Origin of the sequence: Actinosynnema sp. NPDC049800, from assembly GCF_040656635.1 — a bacterium.
Lineage (GTDB): Bacteria > Actinomycetota > Actinomycetes > Mycobacteriales > Pseudonocardiaceae > Actinosynnema.
Genome location: NZ_JBFAMT010000008.1, coordinates 49,161 through 69,862, shown reverse-complemented (window position 1 = coordinate 69,862; position 20,702 = coordinate 49,161). Strand labels below are relative to the sequence as shown.

Below are 20,702 nucleotides of genomic sequence, written 5' to 3'. Positions count from 1 at the left end.
CTGGACGACCCTCGCACACCCCAAAGCCGCCGCACGGCGGATGTCTGGAGGACCGGATGTACGATTATGTGATTGTCGGAGCGGGTTCGGCGGGCTGCGTGCTCGCCTCCCGGCTGTCCGAAGACCCCGATGTCACCGTCTGCCTGATCGAGGCCGGTCCCACGGACGACCTGGAGACCATCCACGTCCCGGTGGCCTTCGGCGACCTGTTCCGGACCTCAGTGGACTGGGACTACGACTCGCACGAGGAGCCCCAGCTCAACCGGCGGCGGATCTTCCTGCCCCGCGGCAAGGTCCTGGGCGGCACCAGCTCGATCAACGCGATGCTGTACCTGCGCGGCAACAAGCTCGACTACGACGGCTGGGGCCAGCCCGGCTGGAGCTACGACGAACTGCTGCCGTACTTCAAGCGCTCCGAGGACAACGAGCGCGGCGCGTCGTACTACCACGGCGCCGGCGGCCCGATGAGCGTGTCGGACGGGCGCAGCAAGAACACCCAGTCCGAGGCGTTCCTGGAGTCCGCGGCCCAGGCCGGGTTCGCCTCGAACGACGACTTCAACGGCGAGTCGCAGGACGGCTTCGGCTACTTCCAGCTCACCCAGCGCAACGGCCGCCGGTGCTCGACCGCGGTCGCCTACCTGCACCCGGCCATGAACCGGCCGAACCTGACCGTGCAGACGAACTTCCAGGTGCACCGCATCGTCATCGAGAACGGCCGCGCGGTGGGCGTCGCCGGCCGCCGGTTCGACGAGAACCTCACCGTCCGCGCCAACCGCGAGGTCATCCTCTCGGCCGGCACGTACAACTCGCCGTTCCTGCTCATGCACTCCGGCATCGGGCCCGCGGACCACCTCGGCCTGCTCGGCATCCCGGTCGTGCACGCCAACGACGAGGTCGGGGCCAACCTCCAGGACCACCCGCTGGTGCCGCTGATCTTCGCCCACGACGAGCCGGTCAGCACCCTGATCGCCGAGGAGCCGCAGTACCGCAAGCAGTTCGAGGAGGAGGGCACCGGGCCCATGACCTCCAACGGCCCCGAAGCGGGCGGCTACGTGCGCACGCGCTCCGGCCTGGCCGCGCCGGACGCGGTGTTCTTCTCCGGTCCCATGATGTTCGCCGACAGCGGCCTCGGCCTGCCCACCGGCCACGCCATCACCTACGGGCCGGTGCTGCTGACGCAACAGGCCCGGGGCGCCGTGACGCTGGACTCCAGCAACCCCACCACGAAGCCCAAGATCCAGCACAACTACTACCAGACCGAGGACGACCTGGTCACGGCCGTGGCGGCGACGAAGATCGGCATGGAGATCGCGCGGCAGAAGGCCCTGGCCCGGTTCACCAAGGACTGGTACTCCGCCCCGGAGTCGGACTCCGACGCCGACGTGCGCGCGTACGTCCGCGGCTACACCCACTCCATCTTCCACGGCTCCGGCACCTGCGCGATCGGCAAGGTCGTCGACGCGGAGCTGAAGGTGATCGGCGTCGAGGGCCTGCGCGTGGCGGACGTGTCGGTCATGCCGACGGTCGGCCGCGGCGCCCCCAACGCGTCGGCCATCGCGATCGGCGAGAAGGCGGCGGACCTCGTGCTGGGCAAGGCGCCGCTGACCGAGGGCCAGGCATTCGCCACGGCGTGAGACGGCACCCGCCGACCGTAGTTGAGGAGGAGTCTTGACCATAACCCCTGAGGTCCCGGCGTTATCCGACGTGGCGACCGAACTGGAAGACCTCGACCGCAGGCACCTGTTCCGCTCCATGCAGCGCGGCGACATCACCGACCGGGTGGTGATCGTCCGCGGCCAGGGCTGCACCGTGTGGGACGCCAAGGGCAACGAGATGCTGGACGCCGCCGGTGGCGGCGTGTGGCACTCGCACCTCGGCCACGGACGCCGTGAGCTCGGTGAGATCGCCGCCCAGCAGATGGGCGAGATCGAGTACTTCACCAGTCTACTGGAATTCACCAACGACAAGGCGATCAAGCTCGCGACCCGCATCGCGAACCTGGCGCCCGAGGGCCTCAACCGCGTGTTCTTCACCAGCGGCGGTTCGGAGGCGGTGGAGACGGCGATCAAGGCCGCACGGCTCTACCACCACCGGCGAGGCGACACGGACCGCACGTGGATCATCTCGCGGAACTACTCGTTCCACGGGACCGCGTACGGCAGCGGCACCGCCACCGGTTTCCCGCCCGTGCACCTGGGGGTCGGGCCGAACCTGCCGCACGTCGAACGGGTGTCGCCGCCCTACCCCTACCGGGCGGCGGACCTCTACGGCGGCCGGGACACCACCGACTTCCTGATCGACGAGCTGGAGCAGACGATCCAGCGCCTCGGTCCGGGCAACGTGGCCGCGATGATCGGCGAGCCGGTGATGGCGGCCGGCGGCGTGCTCGAACCGCCCGCGGACTACTGGCCGCGGGTGCGGGAACTGCTGACGCGGCACGGCATCCTGCTGATCGCCGACGAGGTGGTCACCGGGTACGGCCGCCTCGGCTCGTGGTTCGACTCGCCGGGGCGGGGGATGCAGGCCGACATGATCACGTTGGCCAAGGGCATCGCCGGCGGGTACGTGCCGCTGGGTGCGACGGTCATGTCGGACGAGGTGTCGGAGACGCTGCTGAGCACCGGCGGCTTCTTCCACGGCTACACCTACCAGGGCCACCCGGTGGCCTGCGCGGTGGGTCTGGCGACGATCGACATCATCGAGCGCGAGGACCTGCTGTCGAAGGCGGGCTTGATCGCCGGCTGGGCCCGCGCCGGCCTGGCTCCCGCGGTCGACCTGCCCGCGGTCGGCGACCTGCGCATCGTGGGTTCGCTGGCGGGCATGGAGCTCGTGGCCGACCGGACCACCCGCGAGCCGATGGCGTGGGGACCGGTCGAGCAGGTGGCCTTCGAGATCCGCAAGCGGCACGGCGTCATCGCCCGTCCTTACGGCTCGATGCTGGTCATGGCGCCGCCGCTGGTGATCAGCGAGGACGAGATGGCCCGCGCCACCTCCGCCGTGGTCGACGTGCTGACCCACCTCCGCCCGGACGGCACCATCGCCGAGTGACCGGAGCGCACGGGCGGCACCTGTCCGGAATCCTGGCTTCCGATAAGGTTCACTTATCGGAAGCCAGGATTTTTCCGTTGATAGCGTTGCGTTGTGGCCTATAACGTTTGTCCCAACGAAATAGTGCTACGATATTGCCGTGACGACGACGGAGACCTCCGCGCTGACCTGCAACTACCCCGGCTGCACGCGACCGGTGTTCCGGGGCAGCGGGCCTGGCCGGCCCGCCGAGTACTGCGACCTGCCGGAACACACCCGGTGGCGGGCGTGGCGGGAACGGCAGCGGCTCGCACAGGCGGCGGAGGGCGAGCAGGAGATCGTCACCGTGACGAAAGACCCGCAGGGGATCACTGCGGGCAAGATCAGGGCCGAGGAACTGCTGGAGCGGTTCCGGGTGTTGACCGAGCAGCTGTCGACGACGTTGACCGGGGCGGTGGCGGAGCTGTCCGCGATCGCCGACCCGAGCGTGGCCGAGAGCCAGGTGCAGGCGGTCGAGGCCGAGGCCGCACGGCGGGTCGCCGAGGCGGAGGCCGCCGTCGCGAAGGCGGAACGACGGCGGCGTGACGCCGAACAGGCCCGCCAGGCCGCCGAAGCGACCACCGAGGACGCGGTGCGCGCCGCCGAACAGGCCGAACAGGACGCCGAAGCCGCCTACGCGCAACGTGACGCCGCACGTGCCGAAGCCGACGCCGCCGTCCAGCGGGCCGAGGACGAGATCGCCACCATCCGAGTGGAAGCCGCGGCAGCCGTGGACGAGATCCGGCGGGACGCCCAGGCGCAGGTCGACCAGGCGAAGGCCGACGCGGTCACCCACGCCGAACAGGCACGGCGGCAGGCGGTGCGGGAAGTCGACCAGGTCCGCGCCGACGCCCAAGCCCAGATCGACCAGGCCCGGCACGACGCGCAGGCCCAAGTCGACCGCATCGAGGCCGAAGCCCGAACCCGGGTCGAGCAGGCACGAGCGGACGCGCGGAGCCGCGTCGACCAAGCCGTCGCCGAGGCCAAGGCGAGCGTCGAGCAGGCCCAGGCCGCCGCACGCGCCGAAGCCACCGCCGCGCACGAGGCCCGGATCAAAGCCGAACGCGCCGAGCAGTCCGCCCACGACGCCCGCGCCGAACTCGACCGCGCCCGAGCCGAGCTGACCGACCAGCGCGACACCCACCGCGCCCAACTCGACCAAGCCGAGCGCGCCGCCCGCGAACGCCTCGCCGCCCTGGAAGAAGCCCGCACCCAGACGCTCGTCCGAGCCGAACGCGCGGAAACCCAACTCGACCGCCTGCAAGCCGAACTGGACGCGCTGCGCGCGGAACGACCCTGAGGCGGGTCAGCGGAGGACGGCCCAGGCGCGGGTGGTCGGATCCACGATCACCGGCGGTGTCGCGTGTTGTCCCGGCCTTCCGGCTCAGCCGAGGGTGACCGGTTTGCCCACCAGGGTCGTCGCCACCACCCGGTCGACACCCGGTAGGCCGGACAGCCTCATCGCCACCCGCCGGGCGCGCAGCCGCCACGGCGACGAGGGCAGGAACCACCGCGCGCCCGACCGCGCCACCTGCTGCTTCGCCTCCACGACCGGCCGCCACGCGCGTTCGTACGCGGCGAGGTCGTCCAGGTGCCCGGACAGCACGTACGCGCCGCCGATGCCGAGCGACGCGCCCTGCCCGGCCAACAACGACACCGCGCCGCACGCGTCACCGACCAGCACCACGCGCCCGGACGACCACCTCGGCAGCTCCACCTGGGCGACCTGGTCGTAGTAGACGTCCTCGGGGCACCGGTCCAGCGCCCGCGGCACGACCCACCCCAGCGACCCGTACACCCGGACGACCTCCGCCCGCGGGTCGGCGGGCCGGTCCGGTGACGGCGTCCGGTGCACGGTGAACGCCGCCACCCGGCCGTCGCGCAACCCGTAGCACCCGACCTGGCGGCCGACGGTGTCGGTGACGCAGAACCGCCCGGCCACCAGGTCGTGCACCAAGGGGTCGTCGAACGTGAACGCGGCCGTGTGGAACCCCAGGTACCGCACGTGCCCGTCGCCGAACACCAGCCGCCGCACCGCGGAGTGCACGCCGTCCGCGCCGACGAGCAGGTCACCGGATACCGTGGACCCGTCGGCCAGCCGCACGTCCACCCCGGTCGGGCCGTCCTCGACGCCGACCACGCGGGCGCCGAACCGCAGCGCCACCCCGGTGGGCAGGTCCTCGCGGAACGCGCGCTCGAGGTCCGGCCGCATGATGCTCACCAGCCGTCCGTTCACCGCCCGTGCCATCCGGTCGAACCGCAGCCCCGCCACGCGCCGCCCCCGCGCGTCGACGTACGCGGCCTCCTCCACCCGGTAGCCCAGGTCGAGCAGGCGTGGCAGCACGCCCATCCGCTCGGCCGCGTCGTAGCCCGGCCCGAAGAAGTCGATCATGTACCCGGACGTGCGGGGTCCGGGCGCCTGCTCCAGCACGACGACCTCGTGCCCGAGCGTCCCCAGCCGGTGCGCGAGCGCCAGTCCGGCGATCCCCGCGCCGCTGATCACGACCTTCATCGCAGCACCTTCCCGAGCACCGGCACGACGACGTCCGCGGACAGGTCCGGTGACAGGGCGCGGTGCAGCAGCACGCCGTCCACGGCCGCCGCGAGCACCGCGGCCGTCGCCGCCGGGGTCGGCACGTCCCGCGACTCCAGCCACGCGGCGAGCGTGCGGCGGAACTCCACCAGCACCTCGCCGACGGCGTGGCGCAGTTCGTCGTTGCGGGTGGCGGCGAGGAACGTCTCGGTGAACAGCTCCTGCCCGCCGTGCCCGTCCAACGCGCCCAGCAGCAGCGCCAACGCCTCCGAAGGCGTCGAAGCGCGCTCCAGCACCGGTGCGAGGCCGTCCACTGCGGACCGCAGCGCGCCGACGGCGGCCTGCACCAGCACCGCCTGCGTGGAGTCGAAGTGGTAGTGCACGACGCCGGATCCGACGCCGGCGCGTTCGGCGAGCATCCGGGTGCTCACCGCACCCCAGCCCTTCTCGGCGATGAGTTCCGCGGCCGCGTGCAGCAGCCTTTCCCGAACCGTCATTGGACGATCGTACTGGACGATCGTCCAAATCTAGAGTCGGACGTCGCCGGCCACGCCCGCGAACCGCAGCAACCGGGCGCCCTCGGCCTCCACGTCGGCCCGCTGCTCACGGGTCAGCGGCCGGAACACCTCGATGTCGAGCCCGTCGCCCGCCACCTTCCAGGTGCCGTGCACGAAGCCGTCCACCAGCAGCGTCGGCTTCCCGCCGATGACGATCCCGCGCCGGTAGTCCTCGTCGGAGATGACCCGGGTGCGGTCGTCGTGGCCGAGCAGCACGTTGTCGAACTCGGGCAGGAACCGCGCCGGCGCGGGCGTGTCGGGGTCGGGCAGCGGCGCGTCCGGCACGTCGTAGAGCGTGCGACCGCGTTCGTCGGTGAAGACCCGCAGGTCCATCGCCTCGATCACGGGCTTGAGGCGGCTCATGCCCGCCCAGGTCTGCACGTCCTTGACCGAGGCCGGGCCGAACGCGGCCAGGTAGCGGCGCACGAACTCCTCGATCGGCGCGGCGGGTCCGGCGGGTCCGAGCCACCGGGCCGCGGTCGTCCACTTCGCCGCCCCGGACCGGCCCCAGACCGCGCGCGGGGTCGCCTGCACGGTCGGCACCAGGAAGCTGCCCGCGTAGCCGAGCGCGTTGGTGTCGCGGTCGGGCCACCGCGCGCCGAGCAGGTCGCCGATCTCGCGCCGGGTGCGCGGCTCGTCGAGCAGCGCGGTGACGGCGTCGGCGAACTCCTCCGCGTCGAGCCCGTCGAGCACGAACCCGAACGGCGAGGAGGCGAACCGGCGGTGCAGGAACGGTCGCAGCAGCGGTTCGATCCGGCCGTGGTCGGCGGCGGTGACCAGGTGGATCGTGGCGCGGTGCAGCGACGCCCGGACCACGCGCCGGTCCAGCAGCAGCGAGCCCAGTTCGTCGGCCTGGAACGACCGGATGCGCGACCACAGGCCGTAGTAGGGCGAGAACGGCTCCTGCGCCTGCAGGCCGACCAGGTGCTCGACCACCTCGCAGGCGGTCCGGTCGACCCGGTGCAGCAGGTGCTGGCGGTGCAGGGTCGCCCGGTTCAACGCCCGGGTCGTCAGCGTTTCGGTCACGACGCCACCGTAAGCCGTATCGAGGACAGCTTCCGTCCTCGATACGGCGGACGTCCACGTCCTCGCCGGGACGTCGGGCGACCCGGGCCTAGGGAGCGGTGGCGTTGACCTCCCGGCGGAGGGCGACGACGTCGGCGCGGACGCGTTCGGGTGCTTCGCGGTCGATCAGGGCGCGGCGCATCAGGGCGGCGATGGCGGGCTGGTGCGCGGGGGTGAAGCCGCGGCGGGTGATCTCCTGGGTGCCGATGCGCAGGCCGCGCAGCCCTTCGTCGATGCGCTGCCACGGCAGGCTGATGCCGCTGAGGTAGACGCCGGCCTCGCCGAGCAGCACGGCCGCCGCGTCGCCGCCGCCGAGGGTGAGGGCGTCGACGGCGAGGTGGTGGGAGCGGGTGTGGACGCCGTCGTGGCGGGCGACGTCGAAGCCGTTGTCGGCCAGCGCCGCGCCGAGCGCCCGGGCGTTGGCGATGCACGCGCGCGCGTAGTCGGGGCCGTGCTCGGCCAGTTCGGCGGCGGTGACGGCGAGCGCGCCGAGGCGTCCCGCGTCGTAGTTGGCGAGCATGCCGGGGTAGGCGACGTTCGAGACGCGTTCGGCCAGCTCGGGGTCGCGGGTGACGACGCAGCCGCCGGACGGTCCGCCGAACGACTTGTAGGTGGAGAACGTCATCAGGTGCGCGCCCTCGTGCAGGGGCCGCTGGAACTCCTTGCCGGCGACGAGCCCGGCCATGTGGGAGGCGTCGTAGACGAGGATCGCGCCGACCTCGTCGGCCGCCGCGCGCACGGCGGCGACGTCGTGCGGGAACAGCATCAGGCTCGCGCCGATCACCACGATCCGCGGCCGGTGCACCCGGAGGAACCCGGGCAGCGTGCCGTAGTCGAGGTCGAGCTCGTCGGGCAGGTACGGCAGGTCGACGACGGTGAGGCCGCGGATGGCGGGCACGCCCTGCGCGTGGTGGCTGGCGTGGCCGCCGGCGAACTCGGGCAGCACCGCGATCTTGTCGCCGGCGCGGGCGAACGCGGTGTAGACGGCGAGGTTGGCCAGGGTGGCGCTCTGCAGCCGGACCTCGGCGAACCGGCCTTCCATGAGGGAGGCGACGAGCATCGGCGCGAGGACTTCGAGGGTGTCCAGGTGGTCGAGGCCGACCTGGTACTTCTCGCCGGGCCAGCCCATGCTCGGCCGGCTGGACACGGTGGCCCGCACGGCCGCCGCGGCGGTGGGGCTGAGCACGTTGGTGCCCGCGTAGAGCACGATCCCGTCGTCGTCGACCTGGGTGGCGTGCGCTTCGAGGGCCTTGCGGACGGTGCCCGCGACGCCGGCGGCGGTCAGGTCGGTGGAGACGGCGGCCTCGACCTCGGCGAGCCTGCGTTGCGCCTGCGGTGAGGCCCAGGGTGCGATCCTGCTGTTCGTCACGGTCGATCACGCTAGGGCGTGGGCGTCGGGTGGGGCGACCGTCCGGGGACTGGAGTTGTTCCTACAGTTGTCGGAATGCAGGAGCTGCTGGACGAGCTGTCCCGGGTGCTGGGACGCGGGGTGTCGGTGGACGACGTGGCGGGCCGGGTGGTCGCGCACAGCGCCCAGACCGACGACGTGGACCAGGCGCGGGTGCGGGCGATCCTGGCGCGGCGGGTGCCGGCGGACGTCGCCGCGTGGCAGGAGCAGCACGGCGTGGCGACCGCGACGGGGCCGGTGCGGGTGCCGGCGAACGCGGCGTTGGGCTTCCAGCAGCGGGTGGGTTTCCCGTTGCGGCACAACGGGGTGCTGGTCGGCTACCTGTGGGTGCTCGGCGACGTGCCGGAGCTGGACCTGGGTGGGCGGTTGGCGGCGTTGGCGGCGCAGGTGCCGGCCGGTGAGCGGGCGCCGGTGCGGGTGGTGGTGGCGTTGGAGCCGCGGGTGGTGCGCACGGTGCCGGCCGCGGAGGCCGTGCCGGAGCTGCCGGGGCACGTGGGGGTGAGCGACCCGCACCCGCCCGACCGGACCGCCGCGGCCTACCAGCAGGCGTTGGCGGCGGCGGAGCTGGCGCGGCTGGACCCGGCGTTGCCGGATCGGGTGCGGTGGTCCGAACTCGGCGCGTACCGGCTGCTGCTGGGCGCGTCGCCGGACGAGGTGGTGGCGGGGTTGTCGGAGGTGCTGCTGCGGACGCTGGAGGTGTACCTGGACTGCGGGTGCGAGGTGCGTGCGGCGGCGGAACGCCTGCACCTGCACCGCACCAGCCTGTACTACCGGTTGGGGCGGATCGCCGAGCTGACCGGCCGCGACCTGGCCGACGGCGGCGCCCGGCTGGAGCTGCACCTGGCGCTCAAGCTCGTCCGGTTGGCGCGGCGTCCGTAAGGTCGGTGTCGTGCTCCTGTGGATCAACGGCCCGTTCGGCGGCGGCAAGACCCAGACCGCGCACGAGCTCCGGCGGCGGCTGCCGGGCAGCTTCCTGAGCGACCCGGAGCACGTCGGGTTCGCCCTGCACCGGATGACGCCGCCCGCGTTGCGCGGCGACTTCCAGGACCTCGCGTCGTGGCGGCGGGGCGTGGTCGAGGTGCTGGACCGGGCGGCGACCGGGCACGACGGGGTGATCGTGGTGCCGATGACGGTGGTGGAGCCCGAGTACTTCCGGGAGATCGTCGGCGGGCTGCGCGACCGGGGGCACGACGTGCGGCACTTCGCGTTGCTGGCCGAGCGGGAGACGGTGGTGCGGCGGCTGCGGGAACGCGTTCTCGGGCACGCGGCGCAGGTCGTGCTGGGCAAGGACGTGCCGCTGCGGCGGGAGAGCTTCGCGCTGCGGGTGCTGGACCGCTGCCTGGAACGGCTGCGGGAGCCGGAGTTCGCCGAGCACGTGTGGACCGATCACCTCACGGTGGCGCAGGTGGCCGACCGGGTCGCCGCGTCGGCCGGGCTCACGTTGGCGCCGAACACCGACGGCAGGCTGCGCGGCCGGGTGCGGCGGACGTGGACTTCGGTGAAGCACATCCGCTTCGACTAGCGGCGTCACCCGACGGGCGCGACACGATAGGGTGATCAACTTCTCTGACCGATGTCAAGGAGTGACGTGCCCGACGACCTCGGCCTGTTGCTGTACCTGCCGCACCGCGAGCTCGAGAACCGGGTGTTCGCCGCCCTGGCGGAGGCGGGGTTCGACGACGTGACGCCCGCGCAGGCGCGGGTGTTCCACCGGATCGCCCGGGACGGGTCGCGGCTGACGGAGCTCGCGGAGGCCGCCCGGATCACCAAGCAGACCGCCGGTTTCCTGGTCGACCAGCTCGAACGCGCCGGTTACGTGGAGCGCGGCCCGGACCCGACCGACGCGCGGGCCCGGCTGATCCGGGTGGCCGAGCGCGGGCGCCGGGCGATCCCGGTCTGCCTGGCCGCGATCGCCGAGGTGCAGCGGGAGTGGACCGCGCACCTGGGCCGGCCGAGGATGGTGGCGCTGCTGGACGCGCTGGCCCGGTTGCGCGAGATCACCGACCCGGACCTGTAGCGCCCGGGCAGCCCGGTGCGCGCGCCTGTCCGCCGTGGCCCAGTTCGACGCGGATGTCGTCGTTGTCGGCGAGCACGACCACGGTGCCGCGCTCCCGGGTCCAGCCGTCGGAGACCAGGAAGTACTTGGCGCCGACCTTGGCGAACAGGCGCAGGCCCAGGTAGCGGAACCGGTAGCGGGAGCCGTCGGCGGGCAGGGGTTCCTCGCAGGCGCCGGGCGCGGTGATGTGCAGGCGTTCCCCGGCGTAGACGACGACGGCGGTCTGCCCGTGCACGTCGGCGGCGTAGGCGCGGGCCAGTTCGACGCCCCGGACCTCGGCGTAGTTGCCCGCCGACCAGAACAGCGAGAGCGACACGACGGCGAAGACCAGCACCCTGGTCCACGTCGGGTGCGCGTCGGGGCGGCGCAGGCGGCTCGCGTACAGCGACAGCAGGATCCCGCCGCCGACCGCGAGCGGGAAGGCGTAGAAGCTGGTGATCGGGAACAGCAGCCCGAGCGCCACGGTCAGGGCGGGCAGGATCAGCCAGGCCAGCGACAGCGTCACCGACAGCGCGCGGGCGCGCCTGCCCGGCCGGTCGCCCGCCGCGCGGACGCGGGGTTCCAGCCACCGGCAGACCAGGGCGATCCCCACGACGACGGCCAGCAGCAGGAACACCGGTCCGACGCTGCGCAGCACGTAGTCCGTGGTGGTCATGCCGAGCACGGAGCTGTCGATGCCCAGCTCACGGGCCTGCACGTCGCTGCGCCGCCAGCCGAAGTACACCAGCAGCCCGGTGAGCACGGTGACGTTGGCCAGCGCCTCGCCGACGCGTTGCACCGCGTCCGGCTGGTCGGGGCCCTTGCCGGGCGCGTCCCGGTCGGCCGGGGTGGTCATGGCGTGGTCGTGGTCGTCGTGGTGGTCCTTGTGGTGGTGGTCGTCGTCGTGCGGGTGGTGGTCGCGGTGGTCGTGCTTGTCCTCGTGGTCGTCGTGGGGTCGGTGCGCGGGTCGTCACGGTCCGTGTCGGTCGGCCACCCGGGCGGGCGGCCCTCGGTGCAGGGGAACGCGTCGTGCGCCTGCTGCTCCAGGACGCTGCGCACGGCCTGGTAGGTCGCGCAGTCGACCTCGCCGCTGCCGTCGGGGCCGCGGTTCACCGCCCAGCCGTAGCGGGAGGCGCGGTCGTACATCGCGCGGCCGGCCGACCCCTCGCCCCGGCACAGGTGGACCCCGGCCTGGTAGAGCAGCACGTTGCGCGGGGACGTCATGGCGCTCCACTCGTCGTCCAGGGTCGTCTGGGCCTTGCCGCAGTCGTGCGACTTCAGTGGCCGGTACACGTTGTCCTCGGAGAAGCTCGGCGAGTCCGGTCCCTCGGGAAGGAACCAGCCGTACCGGGTGCCCCCGTTGCCCGTGGTGGTCGTCCTGTCCGCACCCGAACCGCTGCCGGTGGTCCGGGTGCTCGTCGTCGGGTCGGTCGTGGTGTCGCCGCCCGGGCGGTCGAACACCCCGCTCTCGCACGAGGCGACGCCCACGGCGACCGCCACCGCCACTGCTCCTCTGGTGATTCGCGCCCACACGATCCGGCCTCCTTCACCATCACTCCCCGAGCTAGGAGGGTGAGCCGATGGGTGGGGATACGCGGGCCGGTGCACCCGATCGTGTGAAGGGGCGTTAAGAGGACAGGAACCGGTCGAGGACGCGGGCGCCGAAGCGGAGCCCGTCCACGGGCACGCGTTCGTCGACGCCGTGCGGCATGGCGCGGTAGTCGTAGCCGGCGGGCAGCGACAGCGGGGCGAAGCCGTAGCAGTCGATGCCCAGCCGGCTGAACGCCTTGGCGTCCGTGCCGCCGCCCATGCAGTAGGGCACGACCACGGCCTCGGGGTCCTCCGCGCGCAGCGCCGCGGCCATGGCGTCGAACCAGGGCGAGTCGATCGGGGCCTGCACGGGCGGTTCGTCGGCGATGAACTCGCGTCGCACGTCCGCGCCGAGGGCGACGTCGATCGAGGCCAGCAGCTCGTCCGCGGCGCCGGGCAGGGTGCGCACGTCCAGCTCGGCGGTGGCGCTGCCGGGGATCACGTTCACCTTGTACCCGGCTCGTAGCACGGTGGCCGTGACGCTGTTGCGGACGGTGTTCTCGACCAGCTTCGCGGCGGGGCCGAACCGGGCGATGGTGGCGTCGACGTCGGCCAGGTCGACCGGCACGTCGAGCGCGGCGCCGACCCGTTCGACGAACGCCCGCACGGTGGGCGTGAGCCGCACGGGGTGCTCGATGGCGGCGACGCGGGCGAGCGCGGCGAGGAGCTTGGCCACGGCGTTGTCGTCGTTGCGGCGCGAGCCGTGCCCAGCGCGCCCGGTGGCGGTGAGCCGCAGGTGGGAGGTGCCGCGCTCGGCCGTGCCGATGGGGTAGACCCGCCGGTCGCCGACGGGGTAGGAGTAGCCGCCGGACTCGCCGATCGCGGTGGCGCAGCCGGCGAAGAAGTCGGCGTGGTGGTCGACCAGCCAGTGCGCGCCGAACTCGCCGCGGTCCTCCTCGTCGGCGACGAACGCGAGCACGACGTCGCGGCGCGGCCGTCGCCCCTCGCGGGACCAGGCGCCCAGCACGGCGAGGACCATGGCGATCATGTCCTTCATGTCGACCGCGCCGCGGCCCCACAGGTAGCCGTCGCGCTCGATCCCGGCGAACGGCGGCACGCTCCACTCGGCGGCGTCGGCGGGCACCACGTCCAGGTGCGCCTGCACGAGCAGCGCGGGCAGCCCCGGTTCCGTGCCGGGCACGCGGGCCAGCACGTTGGCCCGGCGCGGCGCGGGTTCGAGCACGGTGGCCGGCACGCCGACGGCGTCCAGGTGCGCGGCGACGAACTCGGCGGCCTCCCGTTCGCCGGCGGACTCGCCGCCGCCGCGGTTGGTGGTGTCGAAGCGCAGCAGCGCGGCGCACAGGTCGACGACGTCCTCAGCCATAGATGCCCTCCACTGCTCCCGCGGCGATCGCGGTGACGACCTTGAACGCCTGCATCGCCGCGGTCATGGACGCGGCGTCGAACCCGACCCGGCGTGCCCCGACCTGCACCACCGTGGGTACCACGGCCGCGGCGGCGGCCAGGTGGGTGGCGTCGAACTCGACCTCGACCCGGTGCGGCGCGACGGCGCCCGGTCCGCGTCCGGCGCGGCCCATGGCGGCGCGGGCGGCTTCGGTGATCAGCCCGGAAGTCACCTGCGGGGGTGAGCAGACGGCGGCGTAGCGGCTGACGCACTCCTTGACGGCGACGACGCCGGCGTCGGGCGCGTAGTCGCGGGCGTCGTCGCACGCCTTGTCGTCGCCGGTGACGAGCAGCACGGGGACGCCGTGCTCGGCGGCCAGCGCGGCGTTGAGCCTGCCCTCGCTCGCGGGCACGCCGTCCAGCCACACGCCGGTGATGGAGTTCTCCAGGTAGGTGTGCGCGAGGACGCCCTCCTGGCCCGCGCCCGCGTGGTAGCCGAGGAACACCACGCCGTCCACGCCGGAGTCGACGCCCTGCATCATCGACAGCGGCTTGTGCCGCCCGGTGAGCAGCCGCGCCCCGGTGTCGAGGTCCTCCAGCAGGAGGTTGCGCTGGGAGGAGTGGGCCTCGTTGACGAGCACGTCGGTCGCGCCGCCCGCGCGCACGCCCGCGACGCAGGCGTTGACGTCGCCGGTGAACAGCCGCCGGAACCGCTGCCACTGCTCGGTCTGCGGGACGACGTCGGCGGTCCAGGTGACCCCCGTCGCCCCTTCCATGTCGGCCGAGATCAAGATCCGCATGCGTTCACCGTACCGAGGTGATGTCGGTTCTTGACGCGCGCCACAACGTAGTGGTTACTTCTTGACTTCCACGCACGGGCGGGAGGCGGTCACTGTGGGTATCCGACGGTTCGGCGCGGTCACGGCGGCGATGACGATGGTGGTAGTGCTCGCGCCGACACCGGCGCAGGCGCAACAGGCGGTGACCTTGAGGGTGGCGATCACCCAGCAGGTGGATTCGCTCAACCCGTTCCTGTCGGTCTTCCAGGCGGGCACCGAGGTCGGCAGGCTGATGTACGACTACCTGACCGCCTACGACGTGAAGGACCAGCGCCCGGTGGAGGGCCTGGCCGACCGGTGGGAGTCCTCCGAGGACCGGCTGACGTGGACCTTCCACGTGCCCGAGGGCAAGAAGTGGTCCGACGGGCAGCCGATCACCGCCAAGGACGTGGCGTTCACCTACGACCTGATGATGCGCGACGAGACCGCCGCCACGGCCAACGGCAGCTTCACCGCCGACTTCGAGTCGGTGACCGCGACCGACGACCGCACGCTGGTGGTCAAGACCAAGCAGCCGCAGGCGACGATGCTGGCGCTGGACGTGCCGATCGTGCCCGCGCACGTGTGGTCGAAGGTCACCGACATCGGCGAGTACCGCAACGACCAGACCCCCGTGGTGGGCAGCGGGCCGTTCATCCTGACCGAGTACCGGGCCAACGAGTTCATCCGGTTCAAGGCGAACAAGGACTACTGGCGCGGCGCGCCCAAGTACGACGAGCTGACGTTCACCTACTACAAGACCTCCGACGCCGCGGTGCAGGCGCTGGGCAAGGGCGAGGTCGACCTGGTCAACCGGATGGGGCCGGCGCAGTTCGACTCGCTCAAGGACAAGGAAGGCATCACGCGCAACCAGGCGCAGGGCCGCCGCTTCAACGAGATCGTGATCAACTCGGGTGCGGCGACGCGCACCGGCGAGCCGATCGGCGACGGCCACCCGGCGTTGAAGGACGTGGTGGTGCGCCGGGCGATCGCCAAGTCGCTGGACCTGGACGGGATCATCGCCAAGGTCAACGGCGGCTACGCGCAGCGCGGCACCGGCCCGATCCCGCCGGTGTTCGGCGACTACCACTTCACGCCGGAGCAGGCGCACCCCTACGACCCGGCCGCGGCCAACGCCGACCTGGACCGGGCGGGCTACGCGCGCGGCGCGGACGGCATCCGCGTCTCGCCGCAGGGCAGGCGGATGGAGCTGCGGCTGCTCGGGCACGCGAGCCGCGCCTACGACGAGCAGGCCGGCGAGTTCGTCAAGCGGTCGCTGGCCGACCTGGGCATCGTGGTCGACGTGCAGATCGTGTCGGACAACCAGCTCAACGAGTCCAGCACGGCCGGGACGTTCGACCTGGTGTTCTCCGGGTGGGGCACCAACCCGGACCCGGACTTCATCCTGTCGCTGCACACGTGCGGCCAGCGGCCCAACGCCGACGGCAAGGGCGGCACCACCGACACGTTCTTCTGCGACCCGGAGTACGACGCCCTCTACGCGCGGCAGCGCGCCGAGTTCGACCCGGCGAAGCGGCGCGAGCTCGTGCGGCAGATGCAGCAGCGGTTCTACGACCAGGTGCCGGCCGTGGTGCTGGGCTACGACAACGCGCTGGAGGCCTACCGCAGCGACAAGTTCGCCTCGTTCCCCGTGCAGCCCGACCCGGGCGGCGTGATCATGGCCCAGAACGGCGTGTGGGGCTACTACGGCGCGACGCCGGTCGCGTCGACCGGGGAGCCGACCGGGTCCGGCACGGGCCTGGTGCTCGGCGTGGTCGGCGGCGCGTTGATCGTGCTGGTCGGCGGCGCGTGGCTGATCGGCCGGCGGCGCGGGCTGCGCGCGGAGGACCGCGAGTGATCCGGCACCTGGCGGGCAAGGTCGGCGGCGCGCTGGTCAGCCTGCTGTTCGTGGTGGCGCTGGGGTTCCTGCTGTTCCGGGTGATCCCCGGCGACCCGGTGGTCGCGATGACGCGCGGCCGCCCGGTGACCGGCGACCAGCTCGCCGAGCTGCGCGCGCGGCTGGGCGTGGACAAGCCGTTGGATGAGCAGTTCCTCGACTACCTGACCGCGGCGCTGCGCGGCGACTTCGGCACCTCCTACGTCTACAGCAGGCCGGTGCTGGAGCTGATCGGCGAACGGCTGTGGCCGACCGTGCTGCTGACCGGCACGTCGACCGTGCTGGCCGTGGTGATCGGGCTGTGGCTGGGCATCCGGGGCGCGTGGCGGCGCGGGTCGCGGTCGGACCGGATCTCCACCGGGCTGGCGCTGGCGCAGTGGGCGATGCCGACGTTCTGGCTGGGCATGCTGCTGTCGCTGGCGACCGGCGACCTGTTCCCCAGCGGCGGCATGCGCTACCCGGACACGCCGCCGGACTTCCTGTCGCAGGCGGTCGACGTGGCCCACCACATGGTGCTGCCGTGCCTGACCATGATCGCCGTGGTCTACGCGCAGTACCTGCTGGTGATGCGGTCGTCGTTGCTGGAGGAGATGCACGCCGACTACCTGACCACGGCGCGGGCGAAGGGGTTGCGCGACGACCTGGTGCGGCGCCGGCACGCGGTGCCCAACGCGCTGCTGCCGACCGTGACCCTGGTGTTCCTGCACCTGGGGCTGGTGGTGTCGGGCGCGATCACGGTGGAGACGGTGTTCTCCTGGCCGGGGCTGGGGCTGTTGACCTACGAGGCGCTGACCGGCCCGGACCTGCCGCTGCTGCAGGGCACGTTCGTGGTGCTGGCGGGAGCGGTGATCACCATGAACGTGTTCGCGGACCTGCTGTACCGGGTCCTGGACCCGCGGGTGCGTGCGTCGTGACGACGATCGCGTGGCAGCGGCGGCGGGCCGCGGCGCGGGCGACGTGGCGGGCGTTCGCCTCCCAGCGCGGCGGCCTCGTGGGGCTCATCGGGTTGGCGGTGATCGCGGTGCTGGCGGTGCTGGCGCCGTGGGTGACCGACGCGTCGGGGCTGGACGTGACGCGGGTGACCGCGCGGCCGTGGGAGCCGCCGTCCTCGGAGCACTGGCTGGGCACGGACCACAACGGGCGTTCGGTGCTGCTGCTGACGTGGTGGGGCACCCGGATCTCGCTGGTCGTGGGGCTCGCGGCCACGGTGTTGTCGGTGCTGATCGGCACCGTGGTCGGGATCGCGGCGGCGCACTTCGGCGGGTGGCTGTCGGCGGTGCTGATGCGGTTCACCGACTTCTTCCTGGTGCTGCCGTCGCTGGTGCTGGCGATCGCGCTGTCGACCGTGCTGCCGCGCGGGCTCGGCACGATCGTGCTGGCGATCGGGGTGACGTCGTGGCCGGCGACGGCGCGGCTGGTGCGGGCGCAGACGCTGGCGGTGGAGGCGCGGCCGTTCATCGAGCGGTCCCGCGCGTTGGGCGGCGGCCACGGGCACGTGATCGGGCGGCACGTGCTGCCCGCCGTGCTGCCGCTGGTGTTCGTGAACACGACGTTGACGGTGGCCAGTGCGATCGTGGCGGAGTCGACCCTGTCGTTCCTGGGGTTGGGCGACCCGACGCGGGTGTCGTGGGGGTCGCTGCTGCACGCGGCGAACATGCACGGCGCGGTCTCGCAGCGGGCGTGGTGGTTCCTGGTGCCGCCGGGTCTGGGCGTGGTGTGCGTGGTGCTGGCGTTCACGCTGTGCGGGCGGGCCCTGGAGACGGTGCTCAACCCGCGGCTGAAGGGGGAGCGGTGAGCAGCCTGCTGGAGTTGCGCGACCTGAGCGTGCACTACCGGACCGCGCGCGGCGAGGCGACCGCGGTGCGGTCGGTGTCGCTGGCGCTGGAGGCGGGGCGGACGCTGGGGTTGGCGGGGGAGTCGGGCTGCGGGAAGTCGACGGTGGCGATGTCGGTGCTGCGGTTGCTGCCGCGCAACGCCCGCGTCGAGGGCCAGGTGCTGCTCGACGGCGAGGACGTGCAGGGGATGTCGTGGGGCCGGCTGCGGGCGGTGCGGTGGGCGGCGGCGTCGGTGGTGTTCCAGGGCGCGATGCACGCGTTGAACCCGGTGCACCGGGTCGGGGAGCAGATCGCCGAGCCGATGCGGCTGCACGGCGTGACCGGGTCGGTGTCGGCGCTGCTGGACCAGGTGGAGCTGCCGGCGCGGGCGGCGCGGGCCTACCCGCACGAGCTGTCGGGCGGGCAGAAGCAGCGGGTGATGATCGCGATGGCGTTGGCGTGCGAGCCGCGCCTGGTCATCGCCGACGAGCCGACCACGGCGCTGGACGTCGTGGTGCAGGCGCAGGTGCTCGACCTGCTCAAGCGGCTGGTGGCCGAGCGCGGGATCGGGCTGGTGATGATCAGCCACGACCTGTCCGTGCTGGCCTCGACGTGCGACCGGCTGGCCGTGATGCGGCACGGGCAGGTCGTGGAGGAGGGGCCGGCGCGGGAGGTGATCGCGGCGCCGACCCACCCGCACACGCAGGCGTTGGCGGCGGCGTTCCCGACCGTGGGCGATCCGGCGTCGAGGCACGTGACGCCGTCGGAGGTCGCCCCGGACGGGCCGGTGCTGCTGCGGGCGGAGGGCGTGCGGGTGTCGTTCGGCGCGACGCAGGCCGTGGCCGGGGTCGACCTGGAGGTGCGGGCCGGGGAGATCGTCGCGCTGGTCGGCCAGTCCGGCTCGGGCAAGACGACGTTGGCCCGCACGTTGCTGGGACTGCAGAAGCCGACCGCGGGCCGGGTGCTGTTCGAGGGCGTCGAACTCCCCCGGTCGGCGGCGGGTCTGCGCGCGTACCGGCGGCAGGTGCAGCTGGTGCTGCAGGACCCGACGAGCGCGCTGAACCCCCGGCACTCGGTGTACGAGGCGGTCGCGGAGGGCCTGCGCATCCACCGGGTGCCCGGCGACGAGTCCGCGCGGGTCGCCGAGGCGTTGTCGCAGGCCGAGCTGCGGCCACCGGAGCTGTTCTTCCCGTCGTTGCCGCACGAGCTGTCCGGCGGCCAGCGCCAACGCGTGGTGATCGCGGGCGCGTTGGCGCTGGGCCCGCGGCTGCTGGTGGCCGACGAGCCGGTGGCGTCGCTGGACGCCTCCGTGCGCGGGGAGATCCTGGCGCTGCTGCTGCGGCTGCGCCGTGAGCTGGGCCTGGCGGCGCTGGTGATCACCCACGACCTCGGTCTGGCGTGGACGATCGCCGACCGGGTCGCGGTGATGTACCGGGGCGAGCTGGTGGAGCAGGGCACGGTGGAGCAGGTGCTGCTGTCACCGCGGCACGACTACACGCGCACCCTGCTCGCGGCCGTGCCTCACGACCAGCGCAACACCCGGCCGAACTGGACCAGCTCGCCGTAGTGCTCCGGGCGGCGCGCGCCGAGCGCCAGGTCGAGCAACGGCTTCGCCGCCTCGGCCGGACTGGCCGCGCCGCTCATGTCGGAGAACCACGGGCGGGAGGCGTCGGTGTCGACCAGGCCGGGGCAGACGGCGGCGATCAGCGTGCCGGTGGCCGAGTCGGCGTCGCGGCGTTCGGCGGCCACCGCGCGCACGGCGGCGACCTGGCCGACCTTGGACGGGATGTTGATCCAGTCCGGCCAGCCCTGGGCGGCTGCGGTGCCGTCGAGCACGGCGTCGCGCCAGGCGAGCATCGTGGCGTCGACGTCGTCGAGCGACCGTGCGGCGAAGTGCTCGTGCAGGTGGTGGGGCAGTTGGCGCACGGTGCCGAAGGAGCTGGCCACGACCAGCAGCGCGCCGCCGGGGCGCAGCAGTGGGGTGAACGCGCGCAGCACGTGGGTGGTGCCGAGGTTGTTGGTGGCGACGAAGGGTCCGACCTGGTCGCCCCACGGCGCGCCGGGGGTGAGCCTGGCGGCGGCGTTGGAGAGCATGACGTCCACCCCACCGTGCCGTTCGCGCAGGTCGTCGGCGAAGGCGGCGACGGCGTGGCCGTCGCTGACGTCCAGCACGTGGGTGCGGATCGCGGCGTGGTCGATGCGGGCGGCGGCGTCCGCGACCCGACCGGCGTCGCGACCGGTGAGGTAGACGACGTCGGACGGGGCGGCGCGGTGCGCGAGGCCTTCGGCGAGGGCGAAACCCAGGCCCTGGTTGGCGCCGGTGACGACGGAGATGCGGGTCATGTCGGCCATGATCGCGCAGGTCCAGGAACCGATCGGTTCCTCACGTATCGCTCTGACCTGCGCTTTCACACCCCGTGTCGTGCACGAACGGGTGAACCTGCTCGCGACCTTCAAAGAATACGGCGTTATCATTGAACTCGAACGTCGGTTGAAACAACGAGGCCGGCAACCAACCCATGGCCCGCCGGCTCACCGGAGGCCGCCTCGGGACACTCGCCCTGGGACAGACGCG

Annotated in this window: 19 protein-coding genes; 10 read left to right on the top strand and 9 right to left on the bottom strand. The window is 72.8% G+C overall.

Features of this window, described 5'->3' with window-relative positions; translation table 11 throughout:
• Positions 1-56 precede the first annotated feature (56 nt).
• The 3 genes from AB0I91_RS12540 to AB0I91_RS12530 all read left to right on the top strand — a co-directional run bounded on the left by AB0I91_RS12540 (position 57) and on the right by AB0I91_RS12530 (position 4,366).
• Complete coding sequence (locus AB0I91_RS12540) at positions 57-1,634, top strand: GMC family oxidoreductase (RefSeq protein ID WP_498778645.1); 1,578 nt, start codon at positions 57-59, stop codon at positions 1,632-1,634.
• 34 nt (positions 1,635-1,668) lie between these two features.
• A complete protein-coding gene (locus AB0I91_RS12535) occupies positions 1,669-3,048 on the top strand; it encodes an aminotransferase family protein (protein ID WP_498778644.1) in 1,380 nt (459 codons plus the stop codon).
• Between the two features lie 139 nt (positions 3,049-3,187).
• Positions 3,188-4,366, top strand: coding sequence for a coiled-coil domain-containing protein (locus tag AB0I91_RS12530; protein WP_499636767.1), 1,179 nt, complete (start codon positions 3,188-3,190; stop codon positions 4,364-4,366).
• Positions 4,367-4,450: 84 nt separating this feature from the next.
• Here the strand turns inward: AB0I91_RS12530 and AB0I91_RS12525 are convergent, their stop codons facing one another.
• From AB0I91_RS12525 to glyA, 4 genes are all read right to left on the bottom strand, one after another.
• Positions 4,451-5,578 (bottom strand): FAD-dependent oxidoreductase, encoded by a 1,128-nt coding sequence (locus AB0I91_RS12525; RefSeq protein WP_499636765.1) that lies wholly within the window; start codon positions 5,576-5,578, stop codon positions 4,451-4,453.
• Complete coding sequence (locus AB0I91_RS12520; protein ID WP_498778641.1) at positions 5,575-6,096, bottom strand: TetR/AcrR family transcriptional regulator; 522 nt, start codon at positions 6,094-6,096, stop codon at positions 5,575-5,577. Before AB0I91_RS12520 ends, AB0I91_RS12525 begins: the two co-directional genes overlap by 4 nt.
• 30 nt (positions 6,097-6,126) lie before the next feature.
• Complete coding sequence (locus AB0I91_RS12515; RefSeq protein WP_499610473.1) at positions 6,127-7,182, bottom strand: winged helix DNA-binding domain-containing protein; 1,056 nt, start codon at positions 7,180-7,182, stop codon at positions 6,127-6,129.
• An 88-nt stretch (positions 7,183-7,270) separates the two neighbouring features.
• Positions 7,271-8,590: a serine hydroxymethyltransferase gene (gene glyA / locus AB0I91_RS12510; RefSeq protein WP_499636764.1), complete on the bottom strand. Its 1,320-nt coding sequence runs from the start codon at positions 8,588-8,590 to the stop codon at positions 7,271-7,273.
• A 75-nt stretch (positions 8,591-8,665) separates the two neighbouring features.
• On the opposite strand from glyA, the gene AB0I91_RS12505 reads away from it, so the two are divergent.
• From AB0I91_RS12505 to AB0I91_RS12495, 3 genes are all read left to right on the top strand, one after another.
• Positions 8,666-9,508 (top strand): helix-turn-helix domain-containing protein, encoded by an 843-nt coding sequence (locus AB0I91_RS12505; RefSeq protein ID WP_498778638.1) that lies wholly within the window; start codon positions 8,666-8,668, stop codon positions 9,506-9,508.
• A 10-nt stretch (positions 9,509-9,518) separates the two neighbouring features.
• The gene (locus tag AB0I91_RS12500; RefSeq protein WP_498778637.1) at positions 9,519-10,151 is read left to right on the top strand and encodes an AAA family ATPase; all 633 of its coding nucleotides are present in this window, start codon (positions 9,519-9,521) and stop codon (positions 10,149-10,151) included.
• A gap of 66 nt (positions 10,152-10,217) precedes the next feature.
• Entirely contained in the window at positions 10,218-10,646 is a 429-nt protein-coding gene (locus tag AB0I91_RS12495) for a MarR family winged helix-turn-helix transcriptional regulator (protein ID WP_498778636.1), read from the top strand.
• Here the strand turns inward: AB0I91_RS12495 and AB0I91_RS12490 are convergent.
• The 4 genes from AB0I91_RS12490 to AB0I91_RS12475 all read right to left on the bottom strand — a co-directional run bounded on the left by AB0I91_RS12490 (position 10,627) and on the right by AB0I91_RS12475 (position 14,398).
• Positions 10,627-11,520, bottom strand: coding sequence for a hypothetical protein (locus AB0I91_RS12490; RefSeq protein ID WP_498778635.1), 894 nt, complete (start codon positions 11,518-11,520; stop codon positions 10,627-10,629). The genes AB0I91_RS12495 and AB0I91_RS12490 overlap by 20 nt on opposite strands.
• Positions 11,517-12,164, bottom strand: coding sequence for a hypothetical protein (locus tag AB0I91_RS12485; protein ID WP_499636763.1), 648 nt, complete (start codon positions 12,162-12,164; stop codon positions 11,517-11,519). The genes AB0I91_RS12490 and AB0I91_RS12485 overlap by 4 nt, the downstream gene beginning before the upstream one ends.
• 127 nt (positions 12,165-12,291) lie before the next feature.
• Complete coding sequence (locus tag AB0I91_RS12480; protein WP_499636762.1) at positions 12,292-13,578, bottom strand: M20/M25/M40 family metallo-hydrolase; 1,287 nt, start codon at positions 13,576-13,578, stop codon at positions 12,292-12,294.
• Positions 13,571-14,398 carry a M55 family metallopeptidase gene (locus AB0I91_RS12475; protein WP_499636760.1) on the bottom strand — a complete coding sequence of 276 codons (828 nt, stop codon included), beginning with the start codon at positions 14,396-14,398 and terminating at the stop codon, positions 13,571-13,573. Before AB0I91_RS12475 ends, AB0I91_RS12480 begins: the two co-directional genes overlap by 8 nt.
• Before the next feature lie 130 nt (positions 14,399-14,528).
• On the opposite strand from AB0I91_RS12475, the gene AB0I91_RS12470 reads away from it, so the two are divergent.
• The 4 genes from AB0I91_RS12470 to AB0I91_RS12455 are packed head-to-tail and all read left to right on the top strand — an operon-like array spanning position 14,529 to position 19,694.
• Positions 14,529-16,274 (top strand): ABC transporter substrate-binding protein, encoded by a 1,746-nt coding sequence (locus AB0I91_RS12470; protein ID WP_498778723.1) that lies wholly within the window; start codon positions 14,529-14,531, stop codon positions 16,272-16,274.
• Entirely contained in the window at positions 16,271-17,227 is a 957-nt protein-coding gene (locus AB0I91_RS12465; protein ID WP_498778631.1) for an ABC transporter permease, read from the top strand. Before AB0I91_RS12470 ends, AB0I91_RS12465 begins: the two co-directional genes overlap by 4 nt.
• Positions 17,224-18,108 carry an ABC transporter permease gene (locus AB0I91_RS12460; RefSeq protein ID WP_499636759.1) on the top strand — a complete coding sequence of 295 codons (885 nt, stop codon included), beginning with the start codon at positions 17,224-17,226 and terminating at the stop codon, positions 18,106-18,108. Before AB0I91_RS12465 ends, AB0I91_RS12460 begins: the two co-directional genes overlap by 4 nt.
• On the top strand, positions 18,105-19,694 hold the full coding sequence (locus AB0I91_RS12455; RefSeq protein ID WP_499636757.1) for a dipeptide ABC transporter ATP-binding protein: 1,590 nt from the start codon (positions 18,105-18,107) through the stop codon (positions 19,692-19,694). Before AB0I91_RS12460 ends, AB0I91_RS12455 begins: the two co-directional genes overlap by 4 nt.
• Here the strand turns inward: AB0I91_RS12455 and AB0I91_RS12450 are convergent.
• Positions 19,649-20,470 (bottom strand): SDR family NAD(P)-dependent oxidoreductase, encoded by an 822-nt coding sequence (locus AB0I91_RS12450; RefSeq protein ID WP_498778628.1) that lies wholly within the window; start codon positions 20,468-20,470, stop codon positions 19,649-19,651. The two genes, AB0I91_RS12455 and AB0I91_RS12450, sit on opposite strands and share 46 nt — an antisense overlap.
• Between the last annotated feature and the right edge of the window lie 232 nt (positions 20,471-20,702).